The sequence below is a fragment of the Streptomyces sp. NPDC004658 genome (assembly GCF_040609555.1).
Taxonomy (GTDB): domain Bacteria; phylum Actinomycetota; class Actinomycetes; order Streptomycetales; family Streptomycetaceae; genus Streptomyces.
Genome location: NZ_JBEXKG010000001.1, coordinates 86,928 through 107,214, shown reverse-complemented (window position 1 = coordinate 107,214; position 20,287 = coordinate 86,928). Strand labels below are relative to the sequence as shown.

Annotated in this window: 17 protein-coding genes; 9 read left to right on the top strand and 8 right to left on the bottom strand. The window is 69.3% G+C overall.

The features are described 5' to 3' along the window. Positions 1-81: 81 nt before the first annotated feature. From ABZV94_RS00475 to dnaA, 8 genes are all read right to left on the bottom strand, one after another. Positions 82-831: a DUF3566 domain-containing protein gene (locus ABZV94_RS00475; RefSeq protein WP_356335648.1), complete on the bottom strand. Its 750-nt coding sequence runs from the start codon at positions 829-831 to the stop codon at positions 82-84. Positions 832-849: 18 nt separating this feature from the next. Continuing rightward, entirely contained in the window at positions 850-3,444 is a 2,595-nt protein-coding gene (gene gyrA, locus ABZV94_RS00470) for a DNA gyrase subunit A (protein ID WP_356335646.1), read from the bottom strand. Positions 3,445-3,486: 42 nt separating this feature from the next. Continuing rightward, positions 3,487-5,568, bottom strand: a complete 2,082-nt coding sequence (gyrB, locus tag ABZV94_RS00465; protein WP_030982202.1) for a DNA topoisomerase (ATP-hydrolyzing) subunit B — start codon at positions 5,566-5,568, stop codon at positions 3,487-3,489. Positions 5,569-5,964: 396 nt separating this feature from the next. After that, on the bottom strand, positions 5,965-6,531 hold the full coding sequence (locus tag ABZV94_RS00460) for a DciA family protein (protein ID WP_356335644.1): 567 nt from the start codon (positions 6,529-6,531) through the stop codon (positions 5,965-5,967). Then, on the bottom strand, positions 6,528-7,649 hold the full coding sequence (gene recF / locus ABZV94_RS00455) for a DNA replication/repair protein RecF (RefSeq protein WP_356335641.1): 1,122 nt from the start codon (positions 7,647-7,649) through the stop codon (positions 6,528-6,530). Before recF ends, ABZV94_RS00460 begins: the two co-directional genes overlap by 4 nt. A gap of 53 nt (positions 7,650-7,702) precedes the next feature. Next, entirely contained in the window at positions 7,703-8,578 is an 876-nt protein-coding gene (gnd, locus tag ABZV94_RS00450; RefSeq protein ID WP_356335638.1) for a phosphogluconate dehydrogenase (NAD(+)-dependent, decarboxylating), read from the bottom strand. 238 nt (positions 8,579-8,816) lie between these two features. Further along, positions 8,817-9,947, bottom strand: coding sequence for a DNA polymerase III subunit beta (gene dnaN / locus ABZV94_RS00445; protein ID WP_356335636.1), 1,131 nt, complete (start codon positions 9,945-9,947; stop codon positions 8,817-8,819). 1,008 nt (positions 9,948-10,955) lie between these two features. Then, on the bottom strand, positions 10,956-12,905 hold the full coding sequence (gene dnaA / locus ABZV94_RS00440) for a chromosomal replication initiator protein DnaA (protein ID WP_356335634.1): 1,950 nt from the start codon (positions 12,903-12,905) through the stop codon (positions 10,956-10,958). A 398-nt stretch (positions 12,906-13,303) separates the two neighbouring features. Between dnaA and rpmH the strand changes: the two genes are divergently transcribed. The 9 genes from rpmH to ABZV94_RS00395 all read left to right on the top strand — a co-directional run bounded on the left by rpmH (position 13,304) and on the right by ABZV94_RS00395 (position 20,188). Then, positions 13,304-13,441 carry a 50S ribosomal protein L34 gene (gene rpmH, locus ABZV94_RS00435; protein ID WP_003956500.1) on the top strand — a complete coding sequence of 46 codons (138 nt, stop codon included), beginning with the start codon at positions 13,304-13,306 and terminating at the stop codon, positions 13,439-13,441. A 21-nt stretch (positions 13,442-13,462) separates the two neighbouring features. Further along, positions 13,463-13,834 (top strand): ribonuclease P protein component, encoded by a 372-nt coding sequence (gene rnpA / locus ABZV94_RS00430; protein WP_078611778.1) that lies wholly within the window; start codon positions 13,463-13,465, stop codon positions 13,832-13,834. Continuing rightward, positions 13,831-14,205, top strand: coding sequence for a membrane protein insertion efficiency factor YidD (gene yidD, locus ABZV94_RS00425; RefSeq protein ID WP_356335632.1), 375 nt, complete (start codon positions 13,831-13,833; stop codon positions 14,203-14,205). The genes rnpA and yidD overlap by 4 nt, the downstream gene beginning before the upstream one ends. A 3-nt stretch (positions 14,206-14,208) precedes the next feature. Continuing rightward, entirely contained in the window at positions 14,209-15,480 is a 1,272-nt protein-coding gene (gene yidC, locus ABZV94_RS00420) for a membrane protein insertase YidC (RefSeq protein ID WP_356335630.1), read from the top strand. Positions 15,481-15,495: 15 nt separating this feature from the next. Next, positions 15,496-16,008, top strand: coding sequence for a R3H domain-containing nucleic acid-binding protein (locus ABZV94_RS00415; RefSeq protein WP_356335628.1), 513 nt, complete (start codon positions 15,496-15,498; stop codon positions 16,006-16,008). Positions 16,009-16,124: 116 nt separating this feature from the next. After that, positions 16,125-16,841: a 16S rRNA (guanine(527)-N(7))-methyltransferase RsmG gene (gene rsmG, locus ABZV94_RS00410; protein WP_356335626.1), complete on the top strand. Its 717-nt coding sequence runs from the start codon at positions 16,125-16,127 to the stop codon at positions 16,839-16,841. 319 nt (positions 16,842-17,160) lie between these two features. After that, positions 17,161-18,234: a ParA family protein gene (locus tag ABZV94_RS00405; RefSeq protein WP_356335957.1), complete on the top strand. Its 1,074-nt coding sequence runs from the start codon at positions 17,161-17,163 to the stop codon at positions 18,232-18,234. Next, positions 18,231-19,331 (top strand): ParB/RepB/Spo0J family partition protein, encoded by a 1,101-nt coding sequence (locus ABZV94_RS00400; RefSeq protein WP_356335624.1) that lies wholly within the window; start codon positions 18,231-18,233, stop codon positions 19,329-19,331. The genes ABZV94_RS00405 and ABZV94_RS00400 overlap by 4 nt, the downstream gene beginning before the upstream one ends. Positions 19,332-19,570: 239 nt before the next feature. After that, positions 19,571-20,188, top strand: a complete 618-nt coding sequence (locus tag ABZV94_RS00395; protein WP_356335621.1) for a GNAT family N-acetyltransferase — start codon at positions 19,571-19,573, stop codon at positions 20,186-20,188. Positions 20,189-20,287 lie beyond the last annotated feature (99 nt).

The window sequence follows — 20,287 nt, the reverse complement described above, 5'->3', positions numbered from 1 at the left end:
GACTCCTGAAGATTAGCGCACGACCGCGCCAGTCCCAAAATCGGTTGTCGGGGGACCGTCAGAACGCCGCTGGTCCGGAGGTCACTCGTCCTCCGCCAGCGTCAGCTCGATGCCGCCCACGAAGCCCGCGGAGAGGTTGTAGATGAACGCGCCGAGCGTCGCGAGCGCCGTCGCCAGGACCACGTCGATGACCGCGATGATCGCCGCGAACGTCAGGACGTGGGGGAGCGACAGGAACGCCTGGAGGTCGAAGCCGTTCGCCTCGTTCGAGCCGGTCGCCTCCGAGATCGTGCCGCCGACCGTGGAGAACACGCCCATCGCGTCCATGACCATCCACAGCACCGCCGCGGCGACGACGGTGCAGATGCCGAGCGCGATCGAGAGCAGGAAGCTGACCTTCATCACCGACCACGGGTCGGCCTTGGCCACCCGCAGCCGCGCCTTGCGGGTCCGCGGCGCGGTCCGCACGCCCGTACGCGGCTTGCGCGTCGCCCCGGCGGGCGGCTGCGCCGGGTACGCCTGCGGCGGGTGGTAGGGCCCGTCGGGCTGCTCCGGGCGCCGCTCCCCGGGAAGCGGCGACGCCGGCCGCGCCTCACCGGACGCGGCCGGGCCTCGGGTGTCCGTCACAGTTCCCCCCTGGGATCCAGACGTACGGGAAGAGTCCGTCTCGGACACCTTCACCGGCTTCAGGTTCGTCGTCTGCGGGTCGTGCGCACCGGCGGCGGGCGCACTCCCCGCGGGCAGCCCGGTCGCGGCGGAGCCACGGCCGCCGCCGTCCGTTTCCGTACCCGTGGAGGTACCGGCCGATCCGGCGCCCGTGGCTCCGCTCACGCTGACTCACTCCTCGTGCTACTCGGCCGAGGGTGCCTCACCCTCGTCCGTGCCGGTGGTCGCGACACCCTCGGCGGTCTCGTCCACGGCCACGTCGCCGTCGACTTCCTCCGCCTCGCGCCCCGCTTCGGCGTTACGTGCGATACCGACGACGGCATCGCGCTTGCCCAGATTGATCAGTTGGACGCCCATGGTGTCACGGCCCGTCTCCCTGACCTCGCTGACTCGCGTGCGAATCACACCGCCGGAGAGGGTGATCGCGAGGATTTCGTCGTTCTCCTCGACGATCAGCGCGCCGACGAGCGAACCGCGGTCCTCCACGATCTTGGCGGCCTTGATGCCGAGGCCGCCGCGGCCCTGGACGCGGTACTCGTCGACGGCGGTCCGCTTCGCGTACCCACCGTCGGTGGCAGTGAACACGAACGTACCGGGTCGCACCACATTCATCGAGAGAAGCTCGTCGCCCTCCCGGAAACTCATCCCCTTGACACCGGAGGTGGCGCGGCCCATCGGGCGCAGGGACTCGTCCGAGGCGGTGAACCGGATCGACTGCGCCTTCTTGCTGATCAGCAGCAGGTCGTCGTCCGCCGAGACCAGCTCCGCGCCGATCAGCTCGTCGTCCGAACCGTCCTCGCGTTCCCGCAGGTTGATGGCGATGACACCACCGGAGCGAGGCGAATCGTAATCCTTCAGTGGCGTCTTCTTGACCAAGCCGGACTTGGTGGCCAGCACCAGGTAGGGCGCCGCCTCGTAGTCGCGGATCGCCAGGATCTCGGCGATGGCCTCGTCCGGCTGGAAGGCGAGCAGGTTCGCCACGTGCTGGCCGCGCGCGTCCCGGCCGGCCTCGGGCAGCTCGTACGCCTTCGCCCGGTACACCCGGCCCTTGTTGGTGAAGAACAGCAGCCAGTGGTGCGTGGTGGAGACGAAGAAGTGGTCGACGATGTCGTCTTCCTTCAGCTTCGTGCCGCGCACGCCCTTGCCGCCGCGCTTCTGCGCCCGGTAGTCGTCCGTCTTCGTCCGCTTGACGTAGCCGCCGCGCGTGACGGTGACGACGATGTCCTCCTCGGCGATCAGGTCCTCGATGGACATGTCGCCCTCGTACGGGATCAGCTTGGTCTGGCGGTCGTCGCCGTACTTCTCGACGATCGCGGCCAGCTCCTCGCTGACGATCCCGCGCTGGCGGACCGGCGAGGCGAGGATCTCGTTGTACTCGTTGATCTTCGCCTGGAGTTCGTCGTGCTCCTGGACGATCTTCTGCCGCTCCAGGGCCGCCAGGCGCCGCAGCTGCATCTCGAGGATCGCGTTGGCCTGGATCTCGTCGATCTCCAGCAGGTCCATCAGGCCCGTGCGCGCGACGTCGACGGTCTCACTGCGCCGGATCAGCGCGATGACCTCGTCGATGGCGTCCAGGGCCTTCAGCAGACCGCGCAGGATGTGCGCCCGCTCCTCGGCCTTGCGCAGCCGGAACCGGGTGCGGCGGACGATGACCTCGATCTGGTGCGTCACCCAGTGGCGGATGAACGCGTCCAGGGACAGGGTGCGCGGCACGCCGTCGACCAGCGCGAGCATGTTCGCGCCGAAGTTCGTCTGCAGGTCGGTGTGCTTGTACAGGTTGTTCAGGACGACCTTGGCGACCGCGTCCCGCTTGAGCACGATCACCAGGCGCTGGCCGGTGCGGGAGCTGGTCTCGTCGCGGACGTCCGCGATGCCGCCGATCTTGCCGTCCTTCACCAGGTCGGCGATCTTCTGCGCCAGGTTGTCCGGGTTCACCTGGTACGGCAGCTCGGTGACGACCAGGCACTGGCGGCCCTGGATCTCCTCGACCTCGACCACCGCGCGCATCGTGATGGAGCCGCGGCCGGTGCGGTAGGCCTCCTCGATGCCCTTGCGGCCCACGACGAGCGCGCCGGTCGGGAAGTCGGGGCCCTTGATGCGCTCCATGAGCGCGTCCAGCAGCTCCTCGTGCGAGACGTCCGGGTTCTCCAGGTACCACTGGGCGCCGGCCGCGACCTCGCGCAGGTTGTGCGGCGGGATGTTGGTGGCCATGCCGACCGCGATACCGGCCGAGCCGTTGATCAGCAGGTTCGGGAAGCGGGCCGGCAGGACGGTCGGCTCCTGGGAGCGGCCGTCGTAGTTGTCCGTGAAGTCGACGGTCTCCTCGTCGATGTCCCGGACCATCTCCATCGACAGCGGCGCCATCTTGCACTCGGTGTAGCGCATGGCCGCCGCCGGGTCGTTGCCCGGGGAGCCGAAGTTGCCGTTGGAGTCCACCAGCGGCATGCGCATCGACCACGGCTGGGCGAGGCGCACCAGGGCGTCGTAGATGGAGGAGTCGCCGTGCGGGTGGTAGTTGCCCATGACGTCGCCGACGACACGGGCGCACTTGTAGAAGCCGCGCTCGGGGCGGTAGCCACCGTCGTACATCGCGTACAGCACACGGCGGTGGACGGGCTTGAGGCCGTCCCGGACGTCGGGCAGCGCGCGGGACACGATGACGGACATCGCGTAGTCCAGGTACGAGCGCTGCATCTCCGTCTCGAGCCCGACGGGCTCGACACGCATCGCGAGTTCGCCGCCCTCTTCGGGGGTGACGGGGGTGTTCTCGTCGGCCATTGCTGGTGGGGATCCTTCCTGGTGCGGTCAGCTGAGACCGACTCAGATGTCGAGGAAGCGGACGTCCTTGGCGTTGCGCTGGATGAACTGGCGCCGGGCCTCGACGTCCTCGCCCATGAGGACCGAGAACAGGTCGTCGGCCTGGGCGGCGTCGTCGAGGGTGACCTGGCCGAGGACCCGGTGCTCCTGGTCCATGGTGGTCACGCGCAGCTCCTCGGCGTTCATCTCGCCGAGGCCCTTGAAGCGCTGGATGGAGTCCTCGCGGACGCGCTTGCCCCGCTGGCGGCCCATCTCGATCAGCGCGTCGCGCTCACGGTCCGAGTAGGCGTACTCCACGTCGTCGCGACCCCACTTGATCTTGTACAGCGGGGGGCGGGACAGGTAGACGTGCCCGGCCTCGACCAGCGGCCGCATGAAGCGGAACAGGAAGGTCAGCAGCAGGGTGCTGATGTGCTGGCCGTCGACGTCGGCGTCCGCCATCAGGATGATCTTGTGGTAGCGGAGCTTCTCGATGTCGAAGTCCTCGTGCACACCCGTGCCGAAGGCCGAGATCAGCGCCTGGATCTCCTGGTTCTGCAGGATCTTGTCGATCCGGGCCTTCTCCACGTTCAGGATCTTGCCGCGGATCGGGAGGATCGCCTGGTACTGCGGGTTCCGGCCGGACTTGGCCGAGCCGCCGGCGGAGTCACCCTCGACGATGAAGATCTCGCACTTGGCCGGGTCGTTGGACTGGCAGTCGGCCAGCTTGCCGGGCAGCGACGCCGACTCCAGCAGACCCTTGCGGCGGGTCAGGTCGCGGGCCTTGCGGGCCGCCACGCGCGCGGTGGCCGCCTGGATGCCCTTGCGGATGATGTCCGCGGCCTCGACCGGGTTGCGGTCCAGCCAGTCGTTCAGGTGCTCGTAGACCGCCTTCTGCACGAAGGTCTTGGCCTCCGTGTTGCCCAGCTTGGTCTTCGTCTGGCCCTCGAACTGAGGCTCGCTCAGCTTGACCGAGATGATCGCCGTCAGGCCCTCACGGATGTCGTCACCGGTGAGGTTGTCGTCCTTCTCGCGCAGCAGCTTCTTGTCACGCGCGTACTTGTTGATGAGCGACGTCAGCGCGGCCCGGAAGCCCTCTTCGTGCGTACCGCCCTCGTGCGTGTGGATGATGTTCGCGAAGGAGTACACGCCCTCGGTGTAGCCGCTGTTCCACTGCATGGCGACCTCGAGGGACAGGCTCTTGTCCTTGTCCTCGGCCTCCAGCGAGACGACCGTCGGGTGCACCGCCTCTCCCTTGCGGGAGTTGAGGTACTTCACGAAGTCGACGATGCCGCCCTCGTAGTGGTACGTGACGGTCTTGACCTCGGCCTTCTCGTCCGCGCCCGCCTCGTCCGCGCCGCTCGTGGCCTTCGCGGACTCGCGCTCGTCGGTGAGCCGGATCGTCAGGCCCTTGTTGAGGAACGCCATCTCCTGGAAACGCCGGGACAGCGTCTCGAAGGAGTACTCGGTCGTCTCGAAGATCTCCGGGTCGGCCCAGAAGGTGACCGACGTACCGGTCTCCTCGGTCGCCTCGTGCTTGACCAGCGGCGCCGTCGGGACGCCCATCTTGTAGTCCTGCGTCCAGCGGTGGCCGTCGGTCCGCACCTCGACGGCGACCTTCGTGGACAGCGCGTTCACGACGGACACACCGACACCGTGCAGACCGCCGGAGACGGCGTACCCGCCGCCGCCGAACTTGCCGCCCGCGTGCAGCACGGTGAGCACGACCTCGACGGCCGGCTTGCCCTCGGAGGGCACGATGCCCACCGGGATGCCACGGCCGTTGTCGACGACGCGCACGCCGCCGTCGGCGAGGATCGTCACGTCGATGGTGTCCGCGTAGCCGGCCAGCGCCTCGTCGACCGAGTTGTCGACGACCTCGTACACCAGGTGGTGCAGACCGCGCTCGCCCGTGGAGCCGATGTACATGCCGGGCCGCTTGCGGACCGCGTCCAGCCCTTCGAGCACGGTGATGGCGCTGGCGTCGTAGGACGCGGAGGCCGCTGCGGACTCTGTGGCCTCGGCGTTCACGCCGGCGTCGGTGGACGGGATGTTCTCGTTGGGGTTGCCGGAATCGGCCACGAAGCGCCCTTTCTGGCACAGCACGAGCCGGGCTCGTCGGCAGGTTGCCGGAGCGGCTGCGGCATGTTGCGTTGGTAAGCCTTGATCAGCGTTGCTCAGCTTTTCCCGGGCGGTCCCCACGTTGGGGCGGGATTGTCTTCCAGTCTACCGGTAGCACTGACATCGATGGGGGTTTGCGGGCACCTGAGCTCCCATGTGCCGCCCTGAACCGGTCTCCGCCGGGTCCCGATATACGGAAGGGGGCTCAAAGGGGCTCACAGCGGCACTCAGCGCTTCGAGCCGTCAACCCGTGGCTACCGGCGGGTCAGATGGCGGTCCGAGGCCGACCGCCGGGACTTCCGGGGCGCCGCACGACGGTGATCCACACCTGTGGACAGAGGTGTGGGGGCGGGCCGGACCGGGCGCCCGACGTGAGGTACATCACCCGTAGGTGTCGCCGGGACCGGTGCTCCCGGGAGCGCGCAGCGGGCCGTAGCGGCGGCTCTGGCCGCCCGGGTTGAGCACCTTGATCATCCGTACGCTGCCGTGCCCGAGGTCCTCGTTGATCCGCGCCACCAGGGTGGGGGCGAGCACCCGGAGCTGGGTCGCCCAGGCCGTCGAGTCGCACTGGACGGTCAGCACCCGCTCGTCCTCGTCGTACCGCTGGGGCACGCAGTGCTTGGCCAGGTCCTCGCCGACGATCTGCGGCCAGCGGCCCATCACGCCGCCCACCGCGGCCGGCTTCTCCCAGCCGCGCTCGGTGATCAGCCGGTTGATCGCCGCGCCCAGCGCCATGGGGTCGCGTCCGTCGGCGCGCGCGCCGGAGCGCAGCCCGCCGCCCCGCCGCGCCTGCTTCTTCTGCCGCGCCGCGTCCCCCCGCGCGCGTGCCTGCTCCTTCGCCGCGCGCAACGCCACGCGCGCGAGGTCGACGCCGGAGGGCTCGCCACCGCCCGGCGGGTCCGCCTTCCGGGGGCCTGGGGTGTTCGGGACCGGCTCTCCGGTGCTCATACGCGCTCCACCGTCCCGCCGGCCACCGCGTACCGCGCGCCGGCCAGCACCGGGGGCACGTCGTCGTCCACGGCGGCGGTGACCAGCACCTGCTCGCCCGGCGCGACCAGCTCCGCCAGCCGCTCCCGGCGGCGGGCGTCCAGCTCGGCGAAGACGTCGTCCAGGATCAGCACCGGCTCGTTGCCCTCGGCGCGCAGCAGGTCGTAGGAGGCCAGCCGCAGCGCGAGGGCGTACGACCAGGACTCGCCGTGCGAGGCGTACCCCTTGGCGGGCAGCTGGCCGAGTTTGAGGAGCAGGTCGTCCCGGTGCGGTCCCACCAGGGTCACGCCCCGCTCGATCTCCTGCTTGCGCGCGTCCGCGAGGGCCGCCATCAGCTGCGCGTGGAGGTCCTCGCGCGTGTGCGCCTCGCCGGGCGCCGACGGCTTGTACTCCAGCGCGACCGGACCGCCGCCGGGAGCCAGCTGTTCGTACGCCTTGTCGGCGAGCGGCCGCAACGCGGCGATGAGATCCATCCGCTGGGCGAGCAGCTCCGCGCCCGCGCGCGCGAGGTGCTGGTCCCAGACGTCCAGAGTGGACAGGTCCATGGACCGCCCACCGTGCCGACGGGCCAGCGCGGCCGTCTTCAGCAGGGTGTTGCGCTGCTTGAGGACCCGCTCGTAGTCCGAGCGCACACCGGCCATCCGCGGGGACCGCGCGGTGATCAGCTCGTCGAGGAACCGCCGCCGCTCGCCCGGGTCGCCCTTGACGAGCGCGAGGTCCTCGGGCGCGAACAGCACGGTCCGTACGATCCCCAGCACGTCCCGCGGTCTGACCTGCGAGGACCTGTTGATGCGGGCGCGGTTGGCCTTTCCCGGGTTCAGCTCCAGCTCGATCAGCTGCTGCCGGTCGCCCTGCCGGACCTGCGCCCGCACGACCGCCCGCTCGGCGCCCAGGCGGACCAGGGGGGCGTCGGAGGACACCCGGTGGCTGCCCAGGGTCGCCAGGTATCCGACCGCCTCCACGAGGTTGGTCTTGCCCTGCCCGTTGGGGCCGACGAAGGCGGTGACGCCCGGGTCGAGCGGGACCTCGGCCCGGGCGTACGAGCGGAAGTCGGCGAGCGACAGATGCGTGACGTGCATGGCGGTACCGCCGACCTCCCTTGAGGGTGTGGATCGCTGAGCGACCCTGTGGATTACTTCTTCTCCACGGCGTGCCCGCCGAACTGGTTGCGCAGCGCGGCGATCATCTTCATCTGCGGCGAGTCCTCCTGGCGGGAGGCGAACCGCGCGAACAGCGACGCGGTGATCGCCGGCAGCGGCACCGCGTTGTCGATCGCGGCCTCCACCGTCCAGCGTCCCTCACCCGAGTCCTGTGCATAACCGCGCAGACCCTCCAGGTGCTCGTCCTCGTCGAGGGCGTTCACCGCGAGGTCCAGCAGCCAGGAGCGGATGACCGTGCCCTCCTGCCAGGAGCGGAAGACCTCACGGACGTCCGTGACGGAGTCGACCTTCTCCAGCAGCTCCCAGCCCTCGGCGTAGGCCTGCATCATGGCGTACTCGATGCCGTTGTGGACCATCTTCGCGAAGTGGCCCGCGCCGACCTTGCCCGCGTGCACCGAGCCGAAGTCGCCCTCGGGCTTCAGCGCGTCGAAGACCGGCTGCACCTTGGCGACGTGCTCGGCGTCGCCGCCGTACATCAGCGCGTACCCGTTCTCCAGGCCCCAGACGCCGCCGGAGACACCGCAGTCGACGAAGCCTATGCCCTTGGCGGCCAGCTCCTCGGCGTGCCGCTCGTCGTCCGTCCAGCGGGAGTTGCCGCCGTCCACGACCACGTCGCCGGGCTCCAGCAGCTCGGCCAGCTGGTCGATGGTCGACTGGGTGGGCTCGCCGGCCGGGACCATCACCCAGACCACACGGGGGCCCTTGAGCTTGCCCACAAGCTCTTCCAGGCTGTGGACGTCCGCGAGGTCCGCGTTGCGGTCGTATCCGATGACGGTGTGGCCCGCGCGGCGGATCCGCTCGCGCATGTTGCCGCCCATCTTGCCGAGGCCGACGAGACCGAGCTCCATCAGTTGTGTTCCTTAGGTCGCTGTGTGGCGTGAGAGGCACCGGAGTGCCGAGCCGAGCCTAAACCCGGACGCTCATGCACAGCTGTGGGCATAGCCGCTCACCTGCGGGAACGGTCCTGTCCGCGCTCTCGCACAGCCTGGCCGCACGGCCGGCGACCACCCGTCCCGGCTGTGCGCGGTGCCGGGCACTCCGCGGCACCCGGCACTGTGCACAGCTGTGGACAACTGCGGACGACGATCAGCCGCTGAGCCGCACCGGCATGATCAGGTACTTGTACGCCCCGTCGGCCTCCGCGTCCACCGCCGGCTTGCCGCTCAGCAGCGCCGGCTTCGTGGACGTGGTGAACGACAGCTGCGCCACCGGCGAGTCGATCGCGCTCAGGCCGTCCAGCAGGAACGTCGGGTTGAAGGCGATGGAGATGTCGTCGCCGTCCAGCTGCGCGTCGACCCTTTCCACAGCCTGTGCGTCGTCGCTCGACCCGGCCTCCAGGATGAGCACGCCCTGCTCGAAGCTCAGCCGCACCGGGGTGTTCCGCTCGGCGACCAGCGCCACGCGCTTGACGGCCTCCACGAAGGGCGCCGTCTCGATCACGGCGACGGAGTTGAACTCGGTCGGGAACAGCGTGCGGTACTTCGGCAGGTCGCCTTCGAGCAGGCGCGTGGTCGTACGCCGCCCGGCGCCCTCGAAACCGATCAGGCCCTCACCGGCACCGGACCCGGACAGCGCCAGCGTGACGCTGTCCCCGGCACCCAGCGACTTGGCGGTGTCCAGCAGCGTCTTCGCCGGGACCAGGGCGACCGCGGAGGCGTCGGGGTTCTCCGGCTTCCACAGGAACTCGCGGACCGCGAAGCGGTAGCGGTCGGTGGAGGCCAGGGTGACCGTGTCGCCCTCGATCTCGATGCGCACGCCGGTGAGCACCGGGAGCGTGTCGTCCCGGCCGGCCGCGATGGCCACCTGGGAGACCGCGGCGGCGAAGACCTCGCCGGGGACGGTGCCGGTCGCGTTGGGCATCTGCGGCAGCGACGGGTACTCCTCCACAGGCAGGGTGTGGAGGGTGAACCGGGAAGAGCCGCACATCACGGTGACCCGTACACCGTCTGTGGAAATCTCCACCGGACGGTTGGGCAGGGCGCGGGAGATGTCGGCGAGCAGCCGGCCGGAGACGAGGACGGTGCCCTCCTCCTCGACCTCCGCCTCGACGTGCACCCGCGCGGAGACCTCGTAGTCGAAGCTCGACAGGCTGAGCTGACCGTCCTCGGCCTTCAGCAGCAGGCCGGCGAGGACAGGCGCCGGCGGACGGGCCGGGAGGCTGCGTGCGGCCCACGCCACTGCCTCCGCGAGTACGTCGCGTTCCACCCGGATCTTCACCGTAAGCCGCCTCCTGATGCTGCCGTTGCTGCTGAGTCCTCCGACTCGGTGTCACCGCCCTCTGCGTCGGGAAGGACACCGGAACCAGTCTGACGCACGGCACTGACAGTAGGTGCCCGTTGGGGTCAAGTCCGACCGGGGGGCAGCCGGGCTCGAGACGGCGAGTTGTGCACAGGCCCCGCTTCGAAACGATTGCCGAGCTCTCTCTAGTCGGGAGTAGTAGTAGGGCCTGTGGATACCGTGGATAACCACGTTTGCCCAGCTCAGCGCACATATTTTGTCCACCGGGCCTGTGGGTGGAGGCAGTGGACAACTGGGGCGGTCTGTGGAGAACGGAAAGTTCTGCACACGTCGCCCACAGGCTGAGGGCAGTTCTCCCCAGCCGTGTCCCCAGGAATACCCAGGTTTCCCACACCCCAATCCGGCAGCTTCCTGTGACGGCTTTCACTCGACGCGGTGAGCGGGTGCGCCGGGTTGCCGAACAGTGGACAGCGCTGTGGAGAAGCTGGGGATCGCTGGGGACAACCGCCCCCAGCCTGTGGGCCGCCGGTGGACAACTCCGTGCACAGGCTGTGGATCTCCGCGTTGTCCACAGTCTGTGGAGATCGTTCGTCCACCATTCCACAGGCCTCTGAGCTGGGCGGAAGCCATGCGCGAGGCTGCCCTGTGGACACCGTTCGGGACAACTCCGCAGTCCCCAGGATGTGGACGGAAGAAAGTCACCGAATCTGTGGAGAGTGGCCGTAACCAGGCAAGTAATCGAACACCGGATGACAAGCGTCCGTATCGGCACGGCCGCGCCCGGCCCCTCCGCCGACCCCTCGCCCGCCTCCTCGCACGCCTCCGCCGGCGCTGCCGGAACCGTGCCGGCGGAGGCGGACGAGCGACGGCGCCCCGCGCTCGGCCCGTGCACGGCGCAGGGACCGGCTGACGGGAAGCGAAGAGGCGCCCCCGGGATGTTCTCCCGGGGGCGCCTCAGGGCCGGTGCAGGGCCGACGCGGCCGCAGGTCAGCCGTTCTTGATCCGGTTCGTCAGCTCGGTCACCTGGTTGTAGATGGAGCGCCGCTCGGCCATCAGCGCCCGGATCTTGCGATCGGCGTGCATGACGGTTGTGTGGTCCCGCCCGCCGAACTGCGCCCCGATCTTCGGCAGCGAAAGGTCGGTCAGCTCCCGGCACAGGTACATCGCGATCTGCCGCGCCGTGACCAGCTGACGGCCGCGCGAGCTGCCGCACAGGTCCTCGACCGTGAGCCCGAAGTAGTCCGCGGTCGCCGCCATGATCGCCGTGGCGGTGATCTCCGGGGTCGAGTCCTCGCCCCCGGGGATCAGATCCTTCAGGACGATCTCCGTCAGGCCCAGGTCCACCGGCTGCCGGTTGAGCGAGGCGAACGCCGTGACCCGGATCAGCGCGCCCTCCAGCTCACGGATGTTCCGCGAGATCCGGGAGGCGATGAACTCCAGCACCTCCGGCGGGGCGTTGAGCTGCTCCTGCACCGCCTTCTTCCGCAGGATCGCGATGCGCGTCTCCAGCTCGGGCGGCTGGACGTCGGTGATGAGACCCCACTCGAAGCGGTTGCGCAGCCGGTCCTCCAGCGTGACCAGCTGCTTGGGCGGCCGGTCGCTGGAGAGCACGATCTGCTTGTTCGCGTTGTGGAGGGTGTTGAAGGTGTGGAAGAACTCCTCCTGCGTCGACTCCTTGTCCGCGAGGAACTGGATGTCGTCGACGAGCAGGATGTCCATCTCCCGGTAGCGCTTGCGGAAGCTGTCGCCCTTGCCGTCGCGGATGGAGTTGATGAACTCGTTGGTGAACTCCTCCGAGCTGACGTACCGCACGCGCGTGCCCGGGTAGAGGCTGCGCGCGTAGTGCCCGATGGCGTGCAGCAGGTGCGTCTTGCCGAGGCCCGACTCCCCGTAGATGAACAGGGGGTTGTAGGCCTTCGCCGGCGCCTCGGCGACCGCGACCGCCGCCGCGTGCGCGAACCGGTTGGAGGCGCCGATGACGAACGTGTCGAACAGGTACTTCGGGTTCAGCCGCGCGGTCGGCTCACCGGGCCCGCTCGCCGGCGCGGGCTGCGCGGCCAGTGGCCCGGGGGCGCCCGTCGAGGGCACGTCCGGGCGGCCGGGACCACCGCGGTGCACCGGCGGCTCCGGCAGCTCACGGCGGACCGGGTCGCGCTGGTCGTACTCGGTCCGGGACGTGTCGTAGTCCCCGCGCGGGGAGTCGTAGTCCGGGCGGGACGGCTCGTAGTCCGCGCGCGGGCCGTCGTAGTCGCCGCGCTGCTGCTCGTACGGCGGCCGGTCCATGCCCTGCGGGCGGTAGTCCTGGGACGGCGAACCGTACGCGTCCGCGCCGGAGCCGTAGCCGTCCTGCGACGACGGCGAGGCGTACGGATCCCGCTCGGGGAAGCCGAGCCGGGGCTGCTGCCAGCCGTACTCGTCCTGCCCGGGGCGCGGCCAGGCGCCGGGCTCGGGCCGCTGGTACTCGGAGGGGTAGGCCGGACGGGCGGTGGGGAGCTGGTCCGGGCGGGCGGGCGGCAGCTGCTCGGCACGGGGGTCGCCGCCCGGGCGGTCGCCGCGGTGGCGGCCGTAGCCCTCGTAGGGCCCGGCGGGCAGTTCCGGCTCCTCGTAGCGCGGCTGCGGCGGCTGCTGGGCGGGAGGCGCCGCGGGCGCCGGCGGCTCGCCCGCCGAGTCGTCCACGGTGATCGCGATCCGGATGGGACGGCCGCACTCCCGGCTCAGTGTCTCGCTGACGACCGGTGCCAGACGGCCTTCCAGGACGCCCTTCGCGAATTCGTTCGGTACGGCGAGCAGGGCGGTGTCCGCGACCAGCGCGAGCGGCTGGCAGCGCCGGATCCAGTGCTCGTCCTTCGCCTCCACACCCTGTCCGCGGCCCTCTCCGAGGAGCTGCTCCAGTACGCGTGGCCACACTGCGGCAAGATCGGCAGGTACGTCAGCCACAGGGCACGCTCTCTCACAGGTCCCACGAACGTGTGGTTCGGGGACGGGTCGGGATGGAATCCGGGTGGGTGGTCGGGGGGTGGCCCCGCTCGGGCGGGGACAAAGGAACGAATCGGAGTTCAGCCACGGTAGTCAGCGCGGCGGGTACGGTTCAAGTTGTTGTCCCCAGCCTGTGGATAGTGTCCCCCGGTGACCCTCGGTTTGACCGGATGGCGTAGCCCCGCGTACCGTAACCAGGTCGAGTTGTCGATGGCTGCTGCCGCCTGCCTCCGATGGGCACAGATCACGTCAGGTGATCGGGAAGCGGTGCACTCGGGCGTGACGCGAGCTTCTCGTGGGCGCACGGTGACAGCCAGGACGGCACCCCGCCACTACCGATTTCTTTCTGGAGCCCCCGAGTGAGCAAGCGCACCTTCCAGCCGAACAACCGTCGTCGCGCGAAGACCCACGGCTTCCGGCTGCGTATGCGCACCCGTGCCGGCCGCGCGATTCTCGCGTCCCGCCGTAGCAAGGGTCGCGCCCGCCTGTCCGCCTGATCCCGATCAGGTCATGACGTCGTGCTGCCCACCGAGAACCGGCTGAGGCGGCGCGAGGACTTCGCGACCGCGGTACGACGGGGTCGTCGGGCCGGACGCCCGACCCTCGTCGTCCACCTTCGAAGCGGTGCCACGGACCCGCACGCGCCTGGGGAGAGCGCTCCCCCGACGCGTGCGGGTTTCGTCGTGAGCAAGGCCGTGGGTGGCGCGGTCGTGCGCAACACAGTGAAGCGCAGACTGCGCCATCTGATGCGTGACCGAGTCGCCCTGTTTCCCCCCGGTAGCCTGGTAGTCGTACGAGCGCTGCCCGGAGCGGGCGACGCAGACCACGCACAGCTGGCCCGAGACCTGGATGCCGCCCTTCAGCGGCTGCTGGGAGGGGGCGCGCGATGAAGTACCCGCTGCTGGCTCTGATCAAGCTGTACCAGTGGACGATCAGTCCGCTGCTGGGGCCGGTGTGCAAGTACTACCCGTCGTGCTCCCACTACGGCTACACGGCCATCGACCGGCACGGTGCGATCAAGGGCACGGCACTCACCGCCTGGCGCATCCTCCGGTGCAATCCGTGGTCGCTCGGCGGTGTGGACCATGTTCCGCCGCGTAAGCGTCCGCGGTGGCACGAAATGCTGCGCAACGCGTGGCGCGCACGCAGGGGCGGGACCTCCGCCGCCGAACCGGCCACCGAAGCGAAGCCCGGGAAGCCTGCTTCCGAGTTTCCTCCGAGCCCGGCCGCAGAGACCTCGTCCCATGCCCAAGGAGCATGATTAGTGGACACGATTGCCAGCCTCTTCAGCTTCATCACAACACCCGTCTCATGGGTCATCGTCCAGTTCCACACCGTGTACGGCGCCCTCTTCGGCCCTGACACCGGGTGGGCCTGGGGCCTGTCCATCGTGTCCCTGGTGATCCTGATCCGCATCTGCCTGATCCCGCTCTTCGTGAAGCAGATCAAGGCGACCCGGGCCATGCAGACGCTCCAGCCCGAGATGAAGAAGATCCAGGAGCGCTACAAGAACGACAAGCAGCGTCAGTCCGAAGAGATGATGAAGCTGTACAAGGAGTCGGGTACCAACCCGCTCTCCTCGTGCCTTCCCATCCTGGCGCAGTCCCCGTTCTTCTTCGCCCTGTACCACGTGCTCAACGGCATCGCCTCGGGCCACACCATCGGCGTCATCAACGACTCGCTGCTGGCCAGCGCTCGTAAGGCGCACATCTTCGGTGCGCCGCTCGCGGCGAAGTTCAAGGACGGCTCCGACACGATCCACGCCCTGGGCGCCTCGGTCACCGACGTCCGTGTCGTCACCGTGGTCATGATCGTCCTGATGTCGGCGTCGCAGTTCTACACGCAGCGCCAGCTGATGACGAAGAACGTCGACACGACGGTGAAGACGCCGTTCATGCAGCAGCAGAAGATGCTGATGTACGTCTTCCCCATCATGTTCGCCGTCTTCGGTATCAACTTCCCGGTCGGTGTCCTCGTCTACTGGCTGACCACCAACGTGTGGACCATGGGCCAGCAGATGTACGTCATCCACAACAACCCGACCCCGGGTTCCAAGGCCCAGGCCGCCTACCTGGAGCGCCTGACCAAGCACGTCACGCAGCACGGCAAGGTCCGCCGCCGGAGCGAGAAGACCATCGTCAAGGCGATCGTCGCCAAGGGACGCGACCGCAACGAGTTCGAGCGCAAGTTCATCAACGCGCTGACCAAGGCCGGCCTCGCCGCTCAGAGCGACGGCACCGTGGTGAAGAGCACGGTCCACCCCGCGGCGCAGACCGAGGACGGTGCGCCCGTCGACACCACCGCGGCCACCGCAGCCCGGCGCCAGCAGCCCAAGCGTCAGACCAAGGCCCAGCGCCAGTCCGGGCCCAAGCAGGCGGGTGAGCCCACCTCGCTGGAGAAGTCCGACGAGCCGCAGGGCGCCAAGCCCGCCGCTGCCAAGCAGCCCCAGAAGCCCGGCTCCGGCACCCGCAGCAAGGCCCAGTCCGGCCAGCGCAAGGGTGGTCCGCAGCGGCCCAAGTCCCCGTCCAAGAAGTAAGAAGGAGCCCATCCCGTGACGGAAGGCACCACCTCCGCCGCTGCCGAGGGTGCAGACACCCTCACCCGCCTGGAGCAGGAGGGTGAGATCGCGGCGGACTACCTGGAGGGTCTGCTGGACATCGCCGACCTCGACGGCGACATCGACATGGACGTCGAGGCCGACCGCGCCTCCGTGTCGATCATCAGCGACACCGGCAGCCGCGACCTGCAGAAGCTGGTCGGCCGGGACGGCGAGGTGCTGGAGGCGCTGCAGGAGCTGACGCGGCTGGCGGTGCACCGGGAGACCGGCGACCGCAGCCGGCTGATGCTGGACATCGCGGGGTACCGGGCCAAGAAGCGCTCCGAGCTGTCCGAGCTGGGTGCCAAGGCCGCCGCCGAGGTCAAGAGCACCGGCGCGCCCGTGAGGCTCAAGCCGATGACCCCGTTCGAGCGCAAGGTCGTGCACGACGCGGTCAAGGCCGCGGGGCTGCGCAGCGAGTCCGAGGGCGAGGAGCCGCAGCGCTTCGTCGTCGTGCTGCCCGCCTGATCGGCTCTCCCGTTCCACGGCCCCGTCTGTTGAGCAGGCGGGGCCGAACTTTGTCAGCCTGGTAGTTCTGGTGGCCGGTGCGCGAAACGCCGGCGCTGTACGGAAGGACGGTCCCCGTGACGGAGGCAGCGGAGCTTCCCCCCGCGCCCGAGCAGGCGCGCGAAGTGTTTGGTGATCGCTTCGCCGATGCGGTCCGCTATGCGGAGCTGCTCGCCGAGGCGGGCGTGCAGCGTGGTCTGATCGGCCCGCGGGAAGTGCCCCGTCTCTGGGAGCGGCACCTCCTGAACTGCGCGGTGCTCTCCGAGGCCGTCCCCGAGGGAGTGACGGTCTGCGACGTCGGCTCCGGTGCGGGGCTGCCGGGTATCCCGCTGGCCCTGGTCCGCGACGACCTGAACATCACCCTCCTGGAGCCCCTGCTCCGGCGCACCAACTTCCTCACGGAGGTCGTCGAGCTGCTCGGCCTGGACCACGTCACCGTGGTCCGTGGCCGCGCCGAGGAGGTCCTGGGCAAGCTCCCGCCCGTCCATGTCGTGACCGCCCGGGCGGTGGCCCCGCTGGACCGCCTGGCCACCTGGGGCATTCCGCTGCTGCGGCCGTACGGCGAGATGCTCGCGCTGAAGGGCGACACCGCGGAGGAGGAGCTGAAGGCATCCGCCGCCGCCCTCAGCAAGCTCGGCGCCGTGGAGACGTCCATCCTCCACGTGGGTGAAGGCATCGTGGATCCGTTGTCGACGGTGGTGCGGGTCGAGGTCGGTGAGAGCCCGGGTGGTGTCCGCTTCGCCGCCAAGCGGGCGAAGGCGGCCCGGACTGGACGCACTCGCCGACGCCGCTGATCCGTCCTGACGACGAGACGTACTCCACACAAGCTGCCAAACCCGCGCAAGCCGGAGTGTCGCAACGGTCCGGTCGCAGCCGCTGTGCATCGTGTTTCACGTGAAACGTCGCTCACTGCTGCACGGCATCATCAGTCGTGGCCGCGCTGCGGCCGAACCTCGCGACCGTAAGCCTCTCGGCTCCCTCGGAGAGGTCCCGCCTCCGGACACACCGTCTCCTTCTCCGGCGACTCCGTCCCCCTCCAGGGGCGCGGAGTTGTCCACAGAGGTGGATTTCTCCACAGAAGACCAGGCCTCACTGGTTCACGACCCCGAAGACATGGGAGGCTCTGTTCATTGCGAGCCTGAAGTCGAGGAGAGTGAATCCTTGCGGTCCGACGCCAACATCGCGGGACCGATGACCGATCCGGTCCCCGGTCCCCGTACCGAGTCGATGGGGGCGGATGTTTCACGTGAAACACCGCCTCCGATGGACGACACTCCCATCGGTCGTGCGGCCCAACTGGCGGTGGAGGCTCTCGGCCGCGCCGGCGAAGGCCTGCCTCGACCGGAGCAGACCAGAGTCATCGTGGTCGCCAACCAGAAGGGTGGCGTGGGCAAGACGACGACGACCGTCAACCTTGCCGCTTCGCTGGCTCTGCACGGTGCCCGCGTCCTGGTGATCGACCTGGACCCGCAGGGCAACGCGTCCACGGCCCTCGGGATCGATCACCACGCCGACGTTCCCTCCATCTACGATGTGTTGGTCGAAAGCAAGCCTCTCGCCGAGGTCGTCCAGCCGGTCGTCGATGTCGAAGGCCTCTTCTGCGCTCCCGCCACCATCGATCTCGCCGGTGCGGAGATCGAGTTGGTGTCCCTGGTGGCCCGGGAGAGCCGGCTCCAGCGGGCCATCCAGGCGTATGAGCAGCCGTTGGACTACATCCTCATCGACTGCCCGCCGTCGCTCGGCCTGTTGACGGTCAATGCGCTTGTCGCGGGTGCCGAGGTGCTCATCCCGATCCAGTGCGAGTACTACGCGCTCGAAGGCCTCGGTCAACTCCTGCGCAACGTCGACCTGGTGCGGGGGCACCTCAACCCCGCCCTGCATGTGTCGACCATCCTGCTCACCATGTACGACGGCCGGACGCGTCTTGCCTCCCAGGTCGCGGAAGAGGTGCGCAACCACTTCGGTGACGAGGTGCTGCGGACGAGCATTCCCCGTTCCGTCCGTATCTCCGAGGCGCCGAGTTACGGGCAGACGGTGCTGACTTACGATCCAGGATCGAGCGGCGCCCTCTCGTATCTTGAGGCGGCCCGAGAAATCGCGCTGAGGGGCATCGGCGTCAGCTACGACGCGAGCCAGGCCCATATCGGCGCCCAGAAAGACCCGAGCATGGTGGAGGGGATCCAGTGAGCGAGCGACGGAGGGGTCTGGGCCGTGGCCTTGGCGCACTGATCCCTGCTGCCCCGACGGAGAAGGCGCCGGCTCCGTCGGCGATGGGGGGCGGAGGGTCCACCTCCCCCGGAGCCGTCCCGGTGCTGACGACCGACCGAGGGGTGGCAGCGGCGAAGGTGGCCACACTGCCGCCGGTTGCACAGGAGCCCGAGGCGCCTTCGGCGAGCCCGGCTGTCGAGGTGCCCGCACCCCCGATGGGCGCCCACTTCGCCGAGATCCCCCTCGACGCCATCACGCCGAACCCACGCCAGCCGCGGGAGATCTTCGACGAGGACGCGCTCCAGGAACTGGTCACCTCCATCAAGGAGGTCGGTCTCCTGCAGCCCGTCGTGGTGCGGCAGCTGGGACCCGGTCGCTATGAGCTGATCATGGGTGAGCGGCGTTGGCGCGCCTGCCGCGAGGCCGGCCTGGAAGCCATCCCGGCCATCGTCCGGGCCACCGAGGACGAGAAGCTTCTCCTGGACGCGCTGCTGGAGAACCTGCACCGCGCGCAGCTGAACCCGATCGAAGAGGCCGCTGCCTACGATCAGCTGCTGAAGGACTTCAACTGCACGCACGACCAGCTGGCCGACCGGATCGGTCGGTCCCGGCCGCAGGTCTCCAACACGCTGAGGCTGCTGAAGCTGTCCCCGACCGTCCAGAAGCGGGTGGCGGCCGGAGTGCTCTCGGCCGGCCACGCCCGGGCGCTGCTGGCCGTCGAGGACTCCGAGGAGCAGGACCGGCTGGCGCACCGGATCGTGGCCGAGGGGCTGTCGGTGCGCTCCGTGGAAGAGATCGTGACGCTGATGGGCTCGCGGCCTCAGAAGGCCTCGCGCTCCCGGGGTCCTCGGGCCGGGTCGGTGCCCTCGCCGGCGCTGAGCGAGCTGGCCACGCGGCTCTCTGACCGCTTCGAGACGCGGGTGAAGGTCGAGCTGGGCCAGAAGAAGGGCAAGATCACCGTGGAGTTCGCCTCCGCGGACGACCTGGAGAGGATCCTCAGCACGCTCGCCCCGGGCGAGAAGCTGGCCCTCCAGAAGAGCCTCCAGGAGAGCGACGCCGAGGAGACGCACGACTGATCCTCGGGCGGTGCCGCCCTGTGGAGTGGAGCGGGCCGTGTGTGCGGTGGAGCGGGCCGTGTCCGGTGTGTACCGGAACACGGTCCGCTCTTTGCTTTGAGGCGGTATCGAGTGAATCCGATCGTGGATACGATGCGATCAGATAGGGCACATCCACCGGACAGCGTCTGCATCTGTGAGTGGAAAGACGGGGGCAGCCGCTCGCGATGCGCGGGCCAAGGAAGCGAGGATCAGCCTTCATGGGGCGTCGGCTCGTGCCGCTCACACTGGACAACCTTCAGGATCTTCCCCACCGGTGTCGTTCGTGTGTCTTCTGGGAGCTGGACCCCGTCAGCGGCGAGGCGGCGGTGAAGGCGGGCACGGCCGCGCTGGAGAAGGAATCCTGGATCTCCGCCGTCCTGCTGGACTGGGGTTCGTGCGGCCGGGTGGTGTACGTCGATGACGTACCGGTGGGCTTTGTTCTCTACGCTCCGCCGGCCTATGTCCCTCGCTCGGCCGCCTTTCCCACGAGCCCGGTCTCGCCGGACGCGGTCCAGCTGATAACCGGCTTCGTCCTGCCCGGCTACCAGGGGCAGGGGCTGGGCCGGGTGCTGGTGCAGACGGTCGCCAAGGATTTGCTGCGCCGGGGCTTCAAGGCGATCGAGGCGTTCGGCGACTCCCGTTGGAAGGAGCCCGCCTGTCTGCTGCCCTCCGAGCATCTGCTGGCCGTGGGCTTCAAGACGGTCCGGCAGCACCCCGCGCACCCACGGTTGCGGCTGGAGCTGCGGTCCACGCTCTCCTGGAAGGAAGACGTGGAGATGGCACTCGACCGGCTCCTGGGGGCGGTCCAGAAGGAACCCGCGCTGAGGCCGCTGTAGCGCCAGCGCTCGGTAGTGGCGGGCTCTGTAGTGGTGGCCTCTGTAGTGGTGGGCTCAACGCGAAGGGGCCGACCCTTGCGGATCGGCCCCTTCATGTTT

Excerpts from the sequence above, each read along its gene's own strand:
- yidD (WP_356335632.1), top strand. The coding sequence starts at position 13,831 with ATGAAGTACCCGCTGCTGGCTCTGATCAAGCTGTACCAGTGGACGATC.
- ABZV94_RS00395 (WP_356335621.1), top strand. The coding sequence starts at position 19,571 with ATGGGGCGTCGGCTCGTGCCGCTCACACTGGACAACCTTCAGGATCTT.
- recF (WP_356335641.1), bottom strand. The coding sequence starts at position 7,649 with ATGCACGTCACGCATCTGTCGCTCGCCGACTTCCGCTCGTACGCCCGG.
- gnd (WP_356335638.1), bottom strand. The coding sequence starts at position 8,578 with ATGGAGCTCGGTCTCGTCGGCCTCGGCAAGATGGGCGGCAACATGCGC.
- gyrA (WP_356335646.1), bottom strand. The coding sequence starts at position 3,444 with ATGGCCGACGAGAACACCCCCGTCACCCCCGAAGAGGGCGGCGAACTC.
- ABZV94_RS00405 (WP_356335957.1), top strand. The coding sequence starts at position 17,161 with ATGGGAGGCTCTGTTCATTGCGAGCCTGAAGTCGAGGAGAGTGAATCC.
- ABZV94_RS00460 (WP_356335644.1), bottom strand. The coding sequence starts at position 6,531 with ATGAGCACCGGAGAGCCGGTCCCGAACACCCCAGGCCCCCGGAAGGCG.